The sequence below is a fragment of the Nostoc sp. genome (assembly GCF_036919595.1).
In the GTDB taxonomy this organism is placed as follows: Bacteria; Cyanobacteriota; Cyanobacteriia; order Cyanobacteriales; family Nostocaceae; genus Nostoc.
Genome location: NZ_JBALCO010000090.1, coordinates 1 through 15993 on the forward strand (window position 1 = coordinate 1; position 15993 = coordinate 15993).

The 15993-nt window shown below is 42.6% G+C and carries 11 protein-coding genes and 4 pseudogenes; all 15 read left to right on the forward strand.

Annotation, left to right across the window (positions count from 1 at the left end):
• Positions 1-1523, forward strand: a 1523-nt coding sequence (locus V7K21_RS13005) for an AAA-like domain-containing protein (protein WP_335174808.1), incomplete at its 5' end; no start/stop codon positions are given.
• A gap of 1021 nt (positions 1524-2544) precedes the next feature.
• A complete protein-coding gene (locus V7K21_RS13010) occupies positions 2545-5673 on the forward strand; it encodes an AAA-like domain-containing protein (RefSeq protein WP_335174810.1) in 3129 nt (1042 codons plus the stop codon).
• A gap of 524 nt (positions 5674-6197) precedes the next feature.
• On the forward strand, positions 6198-6500 hold the full coding sequence (locus V7K21_RS13015; RefSeq protein WP_335174812.1) for a DUF1902 domain-containing protein: 303 nt from the start codon (positions 6198-6200) through the stop codon (positions 6498-6500).
• 75 nt (positions 6501-6575) lie between these two features.
• The gene (locus V7K21_RS13020; protein WP_335174814.1) at positions 6576-6737 is read left to right on the forward strand and encodes a type II toxin-antitoxin system HicA family toxin; all 162 of its coding nucleotides are present in this window, start codon (positions 6576-6578) and stop codon (positions 6735-6737) included.
• Between the two features lie 20 nt (positions 6738-6757).
• Positions 6758-9772, forward strand: coding sequence for a UPF0182 family protein (locus V7K21_RS13025; RefSeq protein ID WP_335174816.1), 3015 nt, complete (start codon positions 6758-6760; stop codon positions 9770-9772).
• Positions 9773-10036: 264 nt separating this feature from the next.
• Positions 10037-10297: a hypothetical protein gene (locus tag V7K21_RS13030; RefSeq protein WP_335174818.1), complete on the forward strand. Its 261-nt coding sequence runs from the start codon at positions 10037-10039 to the stop codon at positions 10295-10297.
• A 21-nt stretch (positions 10298-10318) separates the two neighbouring features.
• A complete protein-coding gene (locus tag V7K21_RS13035) occupies positions 10319-10843 on the forward strand; it encodes a hypothetical protein (protein WP_335174820.1) in 525 nt (174 codons plus the stop codon).
• A 48-nt stretch (positions 10844-10891) separates the two neighbouring features.
• Positions 10892-12643 (forward strand): annotated as a pseudogene (gene cas10d / locus V7K21_RS13040) (type I-D CRISPR-associated protein Cas10d/Csc3).
• Between the two features lie 56 nt (positions 12644-12699).
• The gene (locus tag V7K21_RS13045) at positions 12700-12879 is read left to right on the forward strand and encodes a hypothetical protein (RefSeq protein ID WP_335174822.1); all 180 of its coding nucleotides are present in this window, start codon (positions 12700-12702) and stop codon (positions 12877-12879) included.
• 67 nt (positions 12880-12946) lie between these two features.
• The gene (locus V7K21_RS13050; RefSeq protein ID WP_335174824.1) at positions 12947-13105 is read left to right on the forward strand and encodes a hypothetical protein; all 159 of its coding nucleotides are present in this window, start codon (positions 12947-12949) and stop codon (positions 13103-13105) included.
• 217 nt (positions 13106-13322) lie between these two features.
• A pseudogene (locus tag V7K21_RS13055) lies at positions 13323-13543 on the forward strand (ISKra4 family transposase); the annotation flags it as partial.
• Between the two features lie 198 nt (positions 13544-13741).
• Positions 13742-14014 (forward strand): annotated as a pseudogene (locus V7K21_RS13060) (ISKra4 family transposase); the annotation flags it as partial.
• A 214-nt stretch (positions 14015-14228) separates the two neighbouring features.
• Positions 14229-14600, forward strand: a pseudogene (locus V7K21_RS13065) (ISKra4 family transposase); the annotation flags it as partial.
• Positions 14601-14641: 41 nt separating this feature from the next.
• Positions 14642-14770, forward strand: coding sequence for a hypothetical protein (locus tag V7K21_RS13070; protein ID WP_335174826.1), 129 nt, complete (start codon positions 14642-14644; stop codon positions 14768-14770).
• A gap of 86 nt (positions 14771-14856) precedes the next feature.
• Positions 14857-15711 carry a CRISPR-associated endonuclease Cas1 gene (cas1, locus tag V7K21_RS13075; RefSeq protein ID WP_335174828.1) on the forward strand — a complete coding sequence of 285 codons (855 nt, stop codon included), beginning with the start codon at positions 14857-14859 and terminating at the stop codon, positions 15709-15711.
• Positions 15712-15993: the final 282 nt, after the last annotated feature.

Sequence of the window (15993 nt, forward strand, 5' to 3'; positions counted from 1 at the left end):
AGCAACCATTATTCAGGAGAAATCTTCTTCTAATCTATTTGGTGGGTCGTGGATGCCAGAATAATTTTCTACCCCGAAGTATTGAGGGGATACCTGGAAATCAAGGTTTAGTCTTGGAAAATAATACAGGACAAATGCAGCTAGTGAGTACGGAGTCACTGGCAAGGTTATTTAAGTTATTTAAAGACAAAGTTGAGTGTATATTATTAAATGCCTGTTATAGCGAGGTGCAAGCTGAGGCTATTTACCAACACATTAACTGTGTAGTTGGGATGAATCAGGCAATTGGCGATCGCGCCGCAATTAACTTTGCGGTAGGCTTTTATGATGCACTAGGCGCTGATAGGTCTTATGAGGATGCTTACGAGTTTGGCTGTAGCGCTATTGATTTAGAAAGTATTCCAGAGTCTTCCACCCCAGTGTTGAAAAGTCGGAACAATTCCCAAGGGGCTATTTCTGCTGGCGAAACTATTCCAGATAACCAGAGAAAACCAGCAGTCTCCTTAGAAAATCCAGAAGGACAGGTAGCTCTAAACTCTGCCTTCTATGTCGAGCGATCGCCTATTGAGGTAGACTGTTATGAAGCAATTCTTCAACCAGGGGCCTTAATTCGCATCAAAGCTCCCCGGCAGATGGGCAAAACTTCCCTCATGTCGCGGGTTCTCAATGATGCTAGTGAACATAGCTATCAGACCGCACCCGTGAATTTCCAGTCAGCCGATGCAGAATTTTTCGGCAATTTAGATCAGTTTTTGCAGTGGTTTTGTGGCAGCATTACTGAGCAATTGAATCTACCCGATAAGTTAGATGAATATTGGAAGGGCGTTTTAGGTAGCAAGAATAAATGTACAAATTACTTTCAACGGTATTTGTTACCCACGATTAATAGCCCTATAGCTTTGGGTTTGGATGAAGTCGATGAAGTCTTCAAGCATCCCAAAATTGCTGCTGATTTTTTTGGATTGCTACGAGCTTGGCATGAGCGGTCAAAGAATGAGACAGTTTGGAAAAATCTCCGGTTGGTGATTGTGCATTCTAAGGAAGTTTATATCCCACTCAATATAAATCAGTCGCCTTTTAATGTGGGTTTACCCATTGAGTTGCCAGACTTAAATCAAATACAAGTACAAGACTTGTTACAGCGTCATACACTCAATTGGTCTAACTCACAAATTGAAAAATTAATGAGACTGGTGGGTGGTCATCCTTATTTAGTGCGGGTAGCGCTTTATGAAATTGCCCGTGGGAGGATAACGCTGGAAAATCTGCAAAAAATCGCTGCAACTGAGGAAGGGCCTTACAGTGACCATTTACGCCGCCATTGGCTGAATTTGCAAGAGGATGCAGAATTGCTAGCTGCGGTTAAACAAGTGATGATGGCAAATCGCCCCGTGGATGTCGGCACAACTGAAGCGTTTAAACTCCGCAGTATGGGGTTAGTTAAGTTTCAAGGCAATGAAGTAGCGCCACTGTGTAAATTGTATCGTCAATATTTTTGCGATCGTTTGGGGTTGAAAAATTGAAAAAGTACATTAGGGAATGGCACTAAGATAAGTCCAAAGTCTTGTTTTGTCTCGTTCCCAGCCTCCAGGCTGGGAAACTATTTTGGGAGGCTCCGCCTCCTCTTTCTTGACCTGAGGCAGAGCCTCTTGAAACTCGTTCCCAGTCTTAAGACTGGGAACGAGGTTACACAAGCCTTTCGGCTTTTCTTAGTGCCATTCGTACATTAGGAGTGCAATAGAACTTTTATCTCCAATAGGACTTACGCAAAAATTGCCAAAAAGCTTAATTTATCGAACCGCCAAGACGAGGCAGTGCGTTGGGCGGCTCTGCCGACTTGAAGCAACTGCCGTGCCAAGAGCGCCGAGAATTCGTAGAGTGTGCGTAAGTCCTATCCAATTAGCATTTAATACCAATTTGAAAAAAGAATGCGACACATAGACAAAACCCTCCGCTTATCCAGATATCACCCCCCCTACCGTGTACACACAAGTTGAATTACCCCCCTTAATCCCCCCGATGTATTGGCTACCGTGTGTACACAAGTCAAATTACCCCCCTTAATCCCCCCTTATAAAGGGGGGAAATAAGAAATCTTGTTCCCTCCCCTTTATAAGGGGAGGGTTAGGGTGGGGTAATCTATCGCAAATATTTTTTGAATCGCTATAACTAAAAGGATTAACGATGGTTCAAGTTATTCAAGGAAAAGATATCACCCTAGCCCAACTTATTGATGAATTTGGTCTACAAAGTGCAGACGACGAACAATTTTTTTCAGAGATTTATTAAGTTGACGAAACAGGGCACACCAAAATATGAATTATCTTATACACTGTCGCTCAATCGTGGGGATGACCTACATACTGTTGTAAAAGTGTTAAAACATCTAGCTGGTTTAATTCGTAATTCCTAATTTGTAATTATGACCTCTCCCTGGTTTTACTACGCAAAACCGTCCCTCTCCGATTCGGAGAGGGACAGACTTGAACTAAAGTTCAAGGTAGGGAGAGGTTTGTCTAACTCGCGCTGAATTATTAATTGTTTATGACTCAGTATCAATATCAAGTCGGTGGTAGTCTTCCTCAAAATGCACCAACTTATGTTAGACGGCAAGCTGACGATGACCTCTATGAAAGCTTGAAAGCTGGGGATTTTTGTTATGTACTCAATTCCCGGCAGATGGGGAAATCTAGCTTGCGGGTGCAGGTGATGCAGCAGTTGCAAACTGAGGGATTTGCTTGTGCTGTTGTTGATTTTACAGCTATTGGGACGGCAGATATTACCCCAGAACAGTGGTATGCCGGGGTGATTGATACTCTGGTGGGAAGTTTTAATATTTATCCAACTTTTAATTTAGATACTTGGTGGACTGATAACGGGTTGCTTTCACCTGTGCAGCGTTTGAGCAAGTTTATTGAAACAATATTACTGGAAACAATTACTGGAAAGATTGTTATTTTTATTGATGAAATTGACAGCATTCTAAGTCTTTCATTTAACTTAGATGACTTTTTTGCAGTTATCCGCGATTGCTACAACCGACGAGCAGACCATCCTAAATATAATCGCCTCACCTTTGCTTTGATTGGCGTATCTACACCTTCAGATTTGATTCAAGACAAACGCCGGACACCTTTTAATATTGGACAGGCAATTGATTTAACTGGGTTTAAACTCCCAGAGGCGGAAGCATTGGCGCGGGGATTAGCAGAAGTGGGTGATTCTCAAGAGTTGATGCAAATGGTGCTGAAGTGGACGGGCGGACAGCCATTTTTGACGCAAAAAGTTTGTAAGTTGCTGGCAGAGGAGCAGAGGGGCATACTTCGACTGCGCTCAGTAACCAGAGGAGCAGAGGAGTGGGTTGAGAATTTGGTAAGAAGGGGGATTATTGAAAATTGGGAGACGCAGGATGAGCCGGAACATTTGAAGACGATTCGAGACAGAATTTTGCGGAGTGGGGAACAGAGGACTGGGCGATTGTTGGGATTGTATCAGCAGATTTTGCAGCAGGGAGAGATAGTAGCTGATGATAGTCCTGAACAAACGGAACTGCGGCTGACAGGTTTGGTGGTGAAGCGGGAAGAGAAGCTGCGAATTTATAACCGGATTTATACAGAGGTGTTTAAGCAGGAATGGTGCGACAAGATTTTAGCAAAGTTGCGCCCCTACTCCGATACATTGAACGCTTGGGTTGAGTCGGAACGTCAAGATGAGTCACGCTTGTTGCGGGGACAGACTTTGCAAGATGCTCAAGAATGGGCAGTCGGTAAAAGTTTGAGTGATTTGGATTATCAGTTTTTAGCTGCTAGCCAGGAGTTAGAAAAGCGCGATGTGCAGAAAAGGCTGGAGGTAGAGGAACAGGCAAAGCAGGTATTAGCAGAGGCGAACCACAAAGTTAATCAACGAATTCGCATTAGTTATTTGGTGTTAGGACTGACTGTGCTGGGGGCAGTTGCATCATTAATATTTGCTGAATATCAATTGGGACAAGCAGGAACAGCAAGAGTAGAAACAGATAATGCCCAAACAGAATTAAATCAGGCGAAGAGAGAAACTGAAGCAACCAAGCAAAAGAATCAGCAGATATCGGCAGACAATAAAAAAATATCACGCGACAATCAAAAGATATCGGAGCAGGCAGCACAGGTAAAACGGAATCTTAGTAATGCAACTTCAAAACTGAATGCAGCAAATGCCGAAGTGAGTCAGGTACAGCGAAACCTGAAACTAGCCCAAAATAAAGTGGCAGCAGCTAACGCAAATGTTATTCAAGCTAAAGTACAGGCAGACCAAGCAATTCAACAAAAACAAGATGCACAACAGCAGCGTCAAAAAGCTGTTGCAGATTTAAATGATGCGAAACAACAATTAGAAAAAGCTTTAACGGTTACGCAATTAGAACAAGATGGAACAAATGCGTTGCAGCTGTTTGAGCATTCCAACGAATTTGATGCTCTGCTATTAGCAATGCAGGCGGCAGGAACATTAAAAACTCTGGTCAAGGATAAACAATCTTTAGCAAACTATCCAGCATACAGCCCTTTGTTTAGTTTACAGAGAATTCTATCTAGTACTAATATTCGTGAACAAAATCGCCTGGAAGGCCATAGCGGTAAGGTCTTCAGCGTCGTCTTCAGCCCGGATGGCAAAACTTTAGCTTCCGCCACTGCTGACAGCACCATTAAATTGTGGAATCTCGACACTGGCAAAGAAATTACCACTCTCAGAGGGCATAGCGGTAAGGTCTTCAGCGTCGTCTTCAGCCCGGATGGCAAAACTTTAGCTTCCGCTAGTAGTGACTACACGATCAAATTGTGGAATCTCGACACTGGCAAAAAAAAGACCATTCTCAGAGGGCATAGCGATGGGGTCAACAGCGTCGTCTTCAGCCCGGATGGCAAAACTTTAGCTTCCGCAAGTTTTGACAGGACCATTAAATTGTGGAATCGCGACACTGGCAAAGAAATTACCACTCTCAGAGGGCATAGCGATCGGGTCTTCAGCGTCGTCTTCAGCCCGGATGGCAAAACTTTAGCTTCCGCAAGTTTTGACAGGACCATTAAATTGTGGAATCTCGACACTGGCAAAGAAATTACCACTCTCAGAGGGCATAGCGGTAAGGTCTTCAGCGTCGTCTTCAGCCCGGATGGCAAAACTTTAGCTTCCGCTAGTAGTGACTACACGATCAAATTGTGGAATCTCGACACTGGCAAAGAAAAGACCACTCTGAGTGGGCATCGCAATCAGGTCTTCAGCGTCGTCTTCAGCCCGGATGGCAAAACTTTAGCTTCCGCAAGTTTTGACAGCACCATTAAATTGTGGAATCTCGACACTGGCAAAGAAATTACTACTCTCAGAGGGCATAGCAGTTCGGTCTTGAGCGTCGTCTTCAGCCCGGATGGCAAAACTTTAGCTTCCGCCAGTGCTGACAGGACAATCAAATTGTGGAATCTCGACACTGGCAAAGAAATTACCACTCTGAGTGGGCATAGCAATCAGGTCTTGAGCGTCGTCTTCAGCCCGGATGGCAAAACTTTAGCTTCCGCAAGTTTTGACAGCACCATTAAATTGTGGAATCTGAATCTTGATGATTTATTAGCACAGGGTTGCAGTTGGCTTAAGGGTTATTTGGCTAGCCATCCTGATGCGGCTAAGGTGTGTCCAAGGCAGTAGGGGGAGGGGAAGCAGGGGGGCAGAGGAGCAGAGGAGCAGGGGTGTAGATGATGGGTGTCGCAGCTACGCCCGTGGTAGACATCGCCTGTGGTAATTCTGAGTTTAAATGTATAGTGTGAGGCGTAGACGTAGCCCGTCGTAAACATCGCTTGGTAAATTAGGGAGGCGATCCAAGTTCTGAGCATGAACTTCCGAGTTCTGAGCACAAACTTCTAAGTTCTGAGCACAAACTTCTAAGTTCTGAGCACGAACTTCCGAGTTCTGAGCACGAACTTCCGAATTCCGAGCACGAACTTCCGAGTTCCGAGCATGAACTTCCGAGTTCCGAGCATGAACTTCCGAGTTCCGAGCATGAACTTCCGAGTTCCGAGCATGTACGGTCGAGTTCTGAACACGAACTACGTCATAAATATGAATTCGCGTTGGCGTAGCCCGTCATAGACATAGCTTAATATCTAATGGTACGTCTACGCTTACCTTGAAAACTGGAATATTCTAAACTGGAACTACGTTGTAAGCACTCGATGATGGCACAAATAACATTTAAGGTTGAAGCATTTTGGGATTCAGACACAGAAGTTTGGGTAGCAACTAGTGATGACGTACCTAGATTAGTAACAGAAGCTTCTACGATTGAGGTTCTAACGCAAAAGCTGCGAGAAATAATTCCAGACCTGATCATTCTCAACAAAATTGTCCCTCCTGATGTGGGTTCTATCACCTTTGAGTTAACCAGCCATCGACAAGAGTTTAGGACTTACGCAAAAATTGCCAAAAAGCTTAATTTATCGAACCGCCAAGACGCCAAGAGCGCCGAGAATTTGTAGAGTGTGCGTAAGTCCTAGAGTTGATTAAGGTGGCTTCATAGATGGGTGCGTCGTTAAATCCTGAGTTGAATAAAGATGCTTTCAGAAGTTGGGTGCTACTTTGAACGACAAGGCAAAGGAGATCATAAAATTTGGTACAGTCCAATCACAGATCGTCGGTTTGTTATAGACGGAACCATCAAATCACGCTATACCGCCAATGGAGTTTTGAAAGCTGGACTTCCCAAAGCCTTTTAGGGGGGTAAAATTACATATCAATGTATTGGAAATGGAGCTTTAGACTATTAATTGTATTCTTGGGGCTGTGGCTACTCTTGGATCTTGGTTCCCGCCTGGGAGCAGAGATTTTTTGGTTTCAGGAAGTCGGCTATCTCCAAGTATTTCTGCTCAGGGTGGTGACTCGTGGTATTTTGTGGGTAGTGGTGGCTGGAATAACTGCTGCCTATCTACTGCTAAATCTGGCTCTAGCACAACGGCTAAAATATCCCCAGTCTTTGAAGATTGAGGAAGTCAGGCGTAAGCAAGCAGAACTGGGCAGTACATTAACAAATTTTCTCAGTCCTGATTATCCAAGACGCAACCAAACCCGGACACTTACGCCACAACCCTTTCAACCATTGAGATTGCGCTGGTTATTACCCCTAGCTCTGGTATTGAGCTTGTTGATCGGGTTGATCCTAGCTCACTATAGTAAAATTGCTCTTTTCTACTGGCATTCTCCAGTTAATAACGCTACTCTACCCATTCCCGCCCTATTTCGACCAGAGATAATCTGGCAACTCTTGAGGCAAATTGTCTCTCAAGTCTGGGATCTCGGTTTAATTGTGGGAGTAGCGATCGCAATCTTAATTTATCCCCAATTTTTACTCACTGCGATCGCAGTTTTGTTCAGTCCCATTTTTGCCTTCATCCTATTCCAACACTGGCCAAAGGTGCTGCAATATTTCCACCCTACCCTTTTCAACAGCACTGAGCCTTTATTTGGTCAAGATATCAGCTTTTACATATTTTCCTTACCCTTTTGGGAACTGTTAGAACTCTGGCTGATGGGATTATGTTTGTATGGCTTTGTCGCCGTTACTCTCACTTATCTCCTGTCAGGGGACAGTTTGAGTCAGGGAATTTTCCCTGGTTTTTCACCCCAGCAGCAGCGTCATTTATCCGGTATGGGTGGCTTATTAATGCTGGTAGCAGCTCTGAGTTATTGGCAAAGTCGCTATGAACTGGTGTATTCTACCCGTGGAGTCAGTTATGGTGCTAGCTATACGGATGTGACAGCCCAGTTGCCAGCTTACACCATCTTGTGCATCCTAACAGTAGCGATCGCCTTTTACCTCCTTTGGCGAACGTTTTTCTGGAAACCCAAACCTCAGTATCGTCCCTTAGTGTTTTATGGGTTAGGAGTATATTTAGTTCTAGTTGTAGTAGCTGCGGTTGTTCTACCGACTGTGGTGCAATATTTAATTGTCCAACCTAATGAGTTGCAACGAGAGCAACCCTACATTCAGCGGACTATCGCCTTGACTCGCCAAGCATTTGATTTAGAAGCGATCGATGCTAGAACCTTCAACCCGCAAGGAACATTGACTGAAGCTGATATTCAAAAGAATGACTTGACAATTCGCAATATTCGCCTGTGGGATGAGCGACCACTGTTAGAAACCAACCGTCAGTTGCAACAAATTCGGCCCTACTATCGGTTCCCTGATGCCGATATTGACCGCTACATTCTCAAAACCGATGTCAGCCAACCATCAGCCTCCCAAAAGCTACCAGAACCAGTTGAACCAGCAGAACGGCAGCAGGTACTGATTGCTGCACGAGAATTAGACTACAGTGCCGTACCACAGGAAGCTCAAACATGGGTTAACCGCCGTTTAATTTATACCCACGGTTTTGGGTTTACTATTAACCCAGTTAATACAGTTGGGCCAGGTGGGCTTCCAGAATATTTTGTCAAAGATATTAGCGGTGATAGTAGCGCCCTCACAACTTCCAATCAAGCCATTCGTGACAGTATTCCCATTGGTCAACCCCGGATTTATTACGGCGAGATTACTAATACTTATGTGATGACAGGCACAAGAGTTAGAGAGCTAGACTACCCTAGTGGTAGCGACAATGTTTACAACTATTACGATGGTCTGGGTGGCGTTGAAATCGGTTCAGCATGGCGACGCTGGCTATTTGCGATGTATTTGAAAGATTGGCAGATGGTTCTGACGCAAGACTTTTTGCCAGATACAAAGGTGCTACTTCGACGAAATGTCAAGCAAAGAATTGAAGCGATCGCCCCCTTTTTGAAATTTGACAGCGATCCCTATTTGGTAGCTGCTACTGCTAATCAAGATTTCCCAAGTAATCCCAGTTATCTTTACTGGATTGTTGATGCCTACACGACGAGCGATCGCTATCCTTACTCAGACACAGGTAACGATGGGATCAATTACATTCGCAATTCTATCAAAGTAGTGATTGATGCTTATCACGGCAGTGTTAAGTTTTACATTGCCGATCCAAGCGATCCGATTATTGCCACTTGGTCAGCGATATTTCCCAAAATGTTCAAACCGCTGAGTAGAATGCCAGTCAATCTCCACAGTCATACCCGGTATCCAGTGGACTTTTTCAAAATTCAATCTGAGCGGTTGATGACCTACCACATGACCGATCCCCAGGTATTTTACAATCGGGAAGACCAGTGGCAAATTCCCAACGAAATCTATGGCAGTGAACCCCGTCCAGTAGAGCCGTACTATTTGATTACTAGTCTACCTAACGTAACCTTTGCTGGTGTAGCTTCTCATAGAGAGGAATTTATCCTGCTTCTACCCTATACTCCAAAACAACGGACTAATTTAATCGCTTGGTTAGCGGCGCGATCGGATGGCAATAACTACGGTAGGCTGGTGCTATATGCCTTTCCTAAGGAACGCCTGGTTTACGGGCCAGAGCAAATCGAGGCGCGGATTAACCAAGACCCAGTAATTTCCCAGCAAATTTCTCTCTGGAATCGCCAGGGGTCGAGAGCCATTCAAGGCAATCTACTAGTAATTCCTATTGAGCAATCGCTGCTGTATGTCGAGCCAATCTATCTAGAAGCCAGACAGAACAGTCTGCCAACTTTGGTGCGGGTAGTCGTAGCTTACGAAAACCGGATTGTCATGGCACAAACATTAGAACAAGCATTGCAGGGAATTTTTAAACCAGAAGTTACACCAGCCCCTGCGATTATCCGTCCAGTAGAGGAAGCAGCCCCGTCAGGTCAGTGATCTAAATAGTTCCTATATTGAATTTGGGCAGCCGTTGATTGAATTTGGGCAGTCGTTGATTGAATTCGGACAGTCGTTGATTGAATTCGGGCAACCCCCAAGAATTTACATAAAATAAATCAGTATTTTTGTAATAAATAAATAAGAATATACTGAATAATGCGGGTGTCAATTAACCCTAACTCTATCTATCCTAGTACTGAACAGTCCAGGGTATAAGTCAGTTTTCCTCCTGGCGCATTATTAATAACCGGAGAGTAATTTATGTCACGTCCAAAACGCGGGTATAAAGTACTTGATAAAGCACAGCGTCGGATTGCGGCTTTGAAATCGATCAGTACCACCTTAAACTTAGGTAATGGGGTTACTATTGACTCCTTTGCAGCCGTCATCAAAACAACCCAAGACAAATTGGAAGCTTATAACTCAAGCCTCTCCACCGTGGATCTGACTCAGGGAGCCTTAGAACTTGCGGAAAAGTCGCTGATGGAACTAACAGGACATCTGATTCCGTCAGGTTGCTAATGCGTTGAATTTGACTGAACTGTGCCGAAAAGCCCATATCAGCCAGAAAATAAGCAGCTGTTTGGTTTAGATGCTTCTCAACGAGTAGACCGTTTATATGGTGCGGAATTAAGCAGACGGGTTAAGCAAGGAACAAAAAGCAACAAGTTTCAAGAACTGTTACTGGCTATTCAACAAAAGCCAGTGTTACTGACCAATCCCGATATTTTTCACTACATTACCCACCATCAATATCATGACCCAGCTTCTGGTGAGGATTTGCTCCCGTTGGTCTTGGCGGAATGGCCTGACTTGTGGATATTTGATGAATTTCCTATTTTTGGTAGTTATCAAGAAACTGCTGCTCTAAATAGTTTGGTTTTTATTCGTCGTAGCCAAGAAAATCAATCTCGACCCAGACGGTTTTTATTTACTTCAGCAACGCCAAAACCGGATTTTATCGAACAATTACGCAAAGCAGGTTTTAAAGTTGCTGCGGTTGAGGGAGTTTATGCTAGTGAAAAAAAGATTGGGTTTAGACAAATTCTGCAAGCTGTGGAATTATAATTTGTGGAATTGCCAAAAGATTCAGATACGCAGACATGGTTAAAGGAGATGATTCCTACCACTCAAAAAATCCTCAATGTGGAGTCAAAAGCAAGGGGATTAATTATTGTTAACTCAGTGGCGAAGGCTGGTCAGGTCACGCGTTTACTCAATGACTTATTACCAGAAGTTAAAGTTAGAGAAATTAGCGGACGCATCGACCGCGAGCAAAGATTACAGATGCAAAGCGAATTGAAAGATGCCAAACAGCCAGTGTTGGTTGTGGGTACGTCTGCTGTTGATGTTGGTGTTGATTTTAAAATTCATTTACTAATTTTTGAGAGTAGTGACTCTGCAACTGTGACGCAACGTTTAGGACGTTTACGTTTAGGTAGACATCGCGGTTTTAATGCCTATACAGCATATATTTTGATTCCAGGTCATACTCCGTGGGTGATGTCCCGACTGCAAAAAAAGGTTAGTCCTAATCAAACAGTGACACGGGAGAATTTAGCTGTGGCGATCGCTGATGCCTTTGACCCACCTAAAGAGTTTGAAAAATACCGTCATCGTTGGGGTGCATTGCAAGCACAGGGAATGTTTTGGCGGATGACTCAGGAGAATGCAAAGGTGAGTCAATCTGTGCGCGATCGCATGAGTGAAGATCTACAGCGCGTATATTTCCAAAGTATCGAGTCAGCACGAGGCTACTGGTATAAAAAGCAGAAAACTAATGTAGAAAAAGCTACTCAAAAACAACTTTTAAGCTTCAGAGGCGGTTCTTACAAAGCACATTATAAAGTATTATCTCAGCTTGGCGATTCTTACGCTCAAGAAAAAGCACAAAGATGGTCAAGCCGTGCTGACCAAAACTTATTGGTTCACGTTCTAAATGGCTTATTAACAGCTTGGAATATTAGTAAATATTTACCGCAACCATTATCAGAGATTGAAAAATATTTACTTTGTTTGGGATTAACTCTGCACGATTACAACAAGTATTGTAACGGACAAGGAGAAGAAACACCAAATAATTGGGAAGTGGATGAAATTATCAATCTCTGCCGTGATTTAGGAGAGAAACTCAATTTTAAATTATTTTGGGATGAATGGCAAAATTATTTACCAGAAATTGCTTACTTAGCACAGAATACTCAAAACAAAGTCGGCACAAATATTTATCCAGCTAACTGGCCAGTTCCTAAAATTAAAGACCGCCGCCACTTAGAAATTCCTCTGCGTCGTCTACTGGCTTTTGGGGATATTGCTCTACATTTTAGCGACCCGGCAGATATCGATACTCAAACCTGAGGCCAGAGGCTGCGAGAACAACTCCGGTATTTAAATGTTAATCAAAACTTAGTTTATCATCGCTTGCGAGATACCATAGGTATTTTGAGTAATGGTATTCATAACGCTACAATTCTGTTTGCAAAACAACTAAACTGGGAGCCAATTCTATTTTTTGCTCAAGGTGTAATTTATCTAGCACCAGTAGATAGCGATACTCCAGATATTCAGGAACTTCAAGAATTTATTTGGAGCCAAATCAGTGGAGTGTTAGGAAGTAAAATGCTGGGTGGAGATATCGGCTTTAAACGAGATGGTAAGGGATTAAAAGTAGCACCCCAAACTTTAGAATTATTTTATCCAGCCGAATTAATTCCCCAATTACCACGAGTAATTGAAGTAAAAGTAGCAAATATTAAAGACCCTGCTACTCCTAAACGACTAGAGAAATTGTCTTTAACAGAAGCGGAACAAAAATTTCTAAAGGTGCAGATATCCGTGCAGACAGGATTGCTGAATTTATTTTTTTAACTCAGAAAGAATTTTTTGGTAATTCTATAGAATACATTAATTGGATATTAAATAAATTGGGAGTTCAAGACAAAATATCTACTGAACAAACCCAATTACAATCAGGAGGAGTCAATTATGGTTGGTATCATGTAGCATCATATTATGTTGCTAGTCATGCCACTTTAAAGCCAGAAGATGTCTCAGAGCGTCTGGAAGTGTGGGCAGAAGATTTAGCAAGCAAATTGGGCAATTGAAAATAACTTACTTTCGTCCCACTCTAGCCCGATTCGTGAGATATTTTATGCTTACTTAACACAATATTTGGAAGTTAAAGGATGGGAGAGCAGTGATCCATCTTTTGATGCAGAATTTACAACCTATGCTGCTGCTAAAACAAAGGTAGTTAAACAGCCTATTTGTTCTTTAAGTTCTGGTGAATTTGCATCTGAAGATCAAATGGATTCGGTGGTTTTATTTTAACCGCAGCAATATAGTAATAAAAATGCCCTTGATGGGAGACAAATTAAACGTGGAATTTCTAAAATATGGGCTTTAGAAATGTTATTACGACAAGCTTTTTGGTCAGTATCAGCAGGAAAGTTGGAAGGGTGCATCCCAGTTTTTATTCTCCAGAAAGAGATAAACAAGTCGTGACAAAGTAAGGAGTAGAGGGAATCGTAAATCAACAGAGGGCAGCATGACGGAAGAAGAAAAGCAGCTTTTAATGGAACATGCTAATGCGATCGCGAAAATACTCTACAAAAACGCTCCAGTAGAAGAACTAACAAGCTTAGGCAAAATAGAATCCGTAGTGCGTAGGCAAATGCAGGAGCATGTGATGCCATTCGTAGGTGTTTTTTTATCGAAAATGCCACAGGAGAAAGTACAGGACACAAACGAGAAATAAAAAGCATCATTGGAAAAGGGAGCAATGCGATTTTGTGAGATGGGGAAGCAGGGGAGGCTCTTGAGGCAGGGGGAGAGAACTAAATAAATGTATTCCGATTTATTAAAGTAGCAAAAATTACTAAAGTATTCTTTTTCTCCCCCTGCTCCCCCTGCTACCCTTGCCTCAAGAGCTCATTTTACGATGATCTCACTTTTTCGCGTTGCTCCCTTGGAAAATTACCAGTTACAAGTTCTCAGGCAAAAAAGCTAGAACTTAGACCACATAGCCAATTAAGCCCATATTTAGAAGTATGTTGTTTCATCGCAAGTGCTTGTGTCTCATATGAACGTGCAGCAGAAGATGTAAACTATGCAACAGGGATAGAAGTGCCCAAAAGTGTGCAACAGTGACTTGTACACCGTCAGTATTTTGAGTATCCTGAAGTACAAACAACGGTTGAGGAATTGAGTGTTGACGGTGGAAATATCCGTATTCGTACACCAATTGTTAACGAGGGAGTAGGGAGTGGGGGGAAGAAAAAACTTTAATAGAGAGTAGGGAAGAAGAAAAGCCAAGCAGGGGGAGGAAGCAAAAAAAATACTTTATTCCCTTCCCCCTACTCCCCACTCCCTACTCCCTAATTAAGATCCCTACTCCCTACTCCCTATTGGAACCCCTACTCTCTACTCTCTACTCCCTACTCCCTATTTCGGTGAAATACTTGACTGGTTTCATCTGATGGAAAATCTCCACAAGGTTGGTGGTTCGATGAAAAGAATAAATAAAGCTAAAGCACTTCTGTGGCAAGGAAAAGTATACGAAACGATTACCTCCTTTGCTAATTGTAATCTTAAACAAGCTGAGAATTTCTGTGCTTATCTTGAAAAGCATCGACACCGTATTGTTAACTATCAATATTATCAAGCCGAGCAAATTTGTTCGATTGGCTCGGGTGCAATTGAGTCTACCGTCAAACAAATTGACCGTCGCACAAAAATTTCTGGCGCACAATGGAAGCTTGAAAATGTTCCTCAAGTCATTGCTCACCGTTGTGCTTACCTGAATGGATTAATCTTTGCTCACTAAATAAAAAGTGGGATGCTCCCTAACTTTGCTTGCTTTTTGGTTTGCAATTAGAAGAACTGCTAGATGAAGTCAGCGCACTGTATCAAGATGAAGCTCGTTTAGTAGAAACAATAAATGCACTTTACGGACAAACTAAAGCCTATGCAGAATCCTTTGGAGCATTGAAGTAAGGTAAAAAGGATTAACTACTATTTCTTGGTGTTAGGGTTAACTCTCCATCTTAACCCAAATTTCAATGCAATCAAAGGATTTTGCTATGGCGCTATATCATTGCACGTTAACGCTACACGATAATGTTTTCTTTGCCACACGGGAGATGGGCATTCTCTATGAAACAGAAAAATATTTACATAACTGGGGACTAAGCTTTGCACTTTTTGCAATTCACTACATTCCTCAACCATATCGGCTGCAAGGAGAACTAGCGCAAAAGCCTACATATTTAGATGCTAGTGCTGAACAAAATCTTCTTCATCTAAACCAAGCTGGAATTTATGTATTTCCTGCTCAACCTATCAATTGGTCATATCAGATTAATACTTTTAAAGCTGCTCAAGTTGCCTATTATGGCAAATCGAAACAGTTTGGCGATAAAGGTGCATATAAAAATTATCCAATTAATTACGGACGAGCTAAAGAAATAGCTATTGGCAGTGAATATCGTACCTATATTATTACTCCAGATGCAATCAATGCATTACTAGGATTTGCGTATGGTCTTTTGCAGGTACAAGTTACTGCTGCTGTACACATGGCTGGTTTAGACCCTTACATTGGTTATTTGCATGAAGCTACCAGAGGACAGCCTGCAATGGTTCTTGATTTGATGGAAGAATTTCGTCCTCTAATCGCTGATAACTTAATACTTTCGGTCATCAGTCATAAAGAAATTAAGCCCGACGATTTTACCGATCATCTTGGTGTGTATCGACTTTTAGAAAGCGGACGCAAACAGTTTTTACAGGCATGGGAGCGAAAAATGAACGATGAATTTAAGCATCCTACCTTTGGCTATCGTTGCAGCTATCGTCGTGCAATCGAGTTGCAAGCACGTTTATTGAGCCGACATTTACAGGAAGGAGTTCCTTATAAAGCACTGACACTACGATGACTACTTTGTTTACCTCATAATTTATGATTTGCCTGATAATAAAAAGGCAAATAAGCGACGAACAAAACTCCATAAAATGCTATCTGGCTATGGAACTTAGACGCAGTACAGTGTGTTTGAATGTTTTTTAAATGCTGTGCAGTTTGCTAAATTGAAGGTGCAAGTTTAAAGCTTGATTAAACCTACTGAAGATTCTGACTTTTCCCGTTAAGTCTCTTTTGCAAGCTGCCAACCCTCACAGAGATCGTGTAATTTTAACCAACCTCGCCACAGTACCTGGAT

What these genes read in the sequence shown, in the direction of transcription:
- cas1 (WP_335174828.1), top strand. Translation starts at nt 14,857, where the DNA reads ATGGCGCTATATCATTGCACGTTAACGCTACACGATAATGTTTTCTTT.
- V7K21_RS13020 (WP_335174814.1), top strand. Translation starts at nt 6,576, where the DNA reads ATGCTTTCAGAAGTTGGGTGCTACTTTGAACGACAAGGCAAAGGAGAT.
- V7K21_RS13010 (WP_335174810.1), top strand. Translation starts at nt 2,545, where the DNA reads ATGACTCAGTATCAATATCAAGTCGGTGGTAGTCTTCCTCAAAATGCA.
- V7K21_RS13030 (WP_335174818.1), top strand. Translation starts at nt 10,037, where the DNA reads ATGTCACGTCCAAAACGCGGGTATAAAGTACTTGATAAAGCACAGCGT.
- V7K21_RS13015 (WP_335174812.1), top strand. Translation starts at nt 6,198, where the DNA reads ATGATGGCACAAATAACATTTAAGGTTGAAGCATTTTGGGATTCAGAC.
- V7K21_RS13025 (WP_335174816.1), top strand. Translation starts at nt 6,758, where the DNA reads ATGTATTGGAAATGGAGCTTTAGACTATTAATTGTATTCTTGGGGCTG.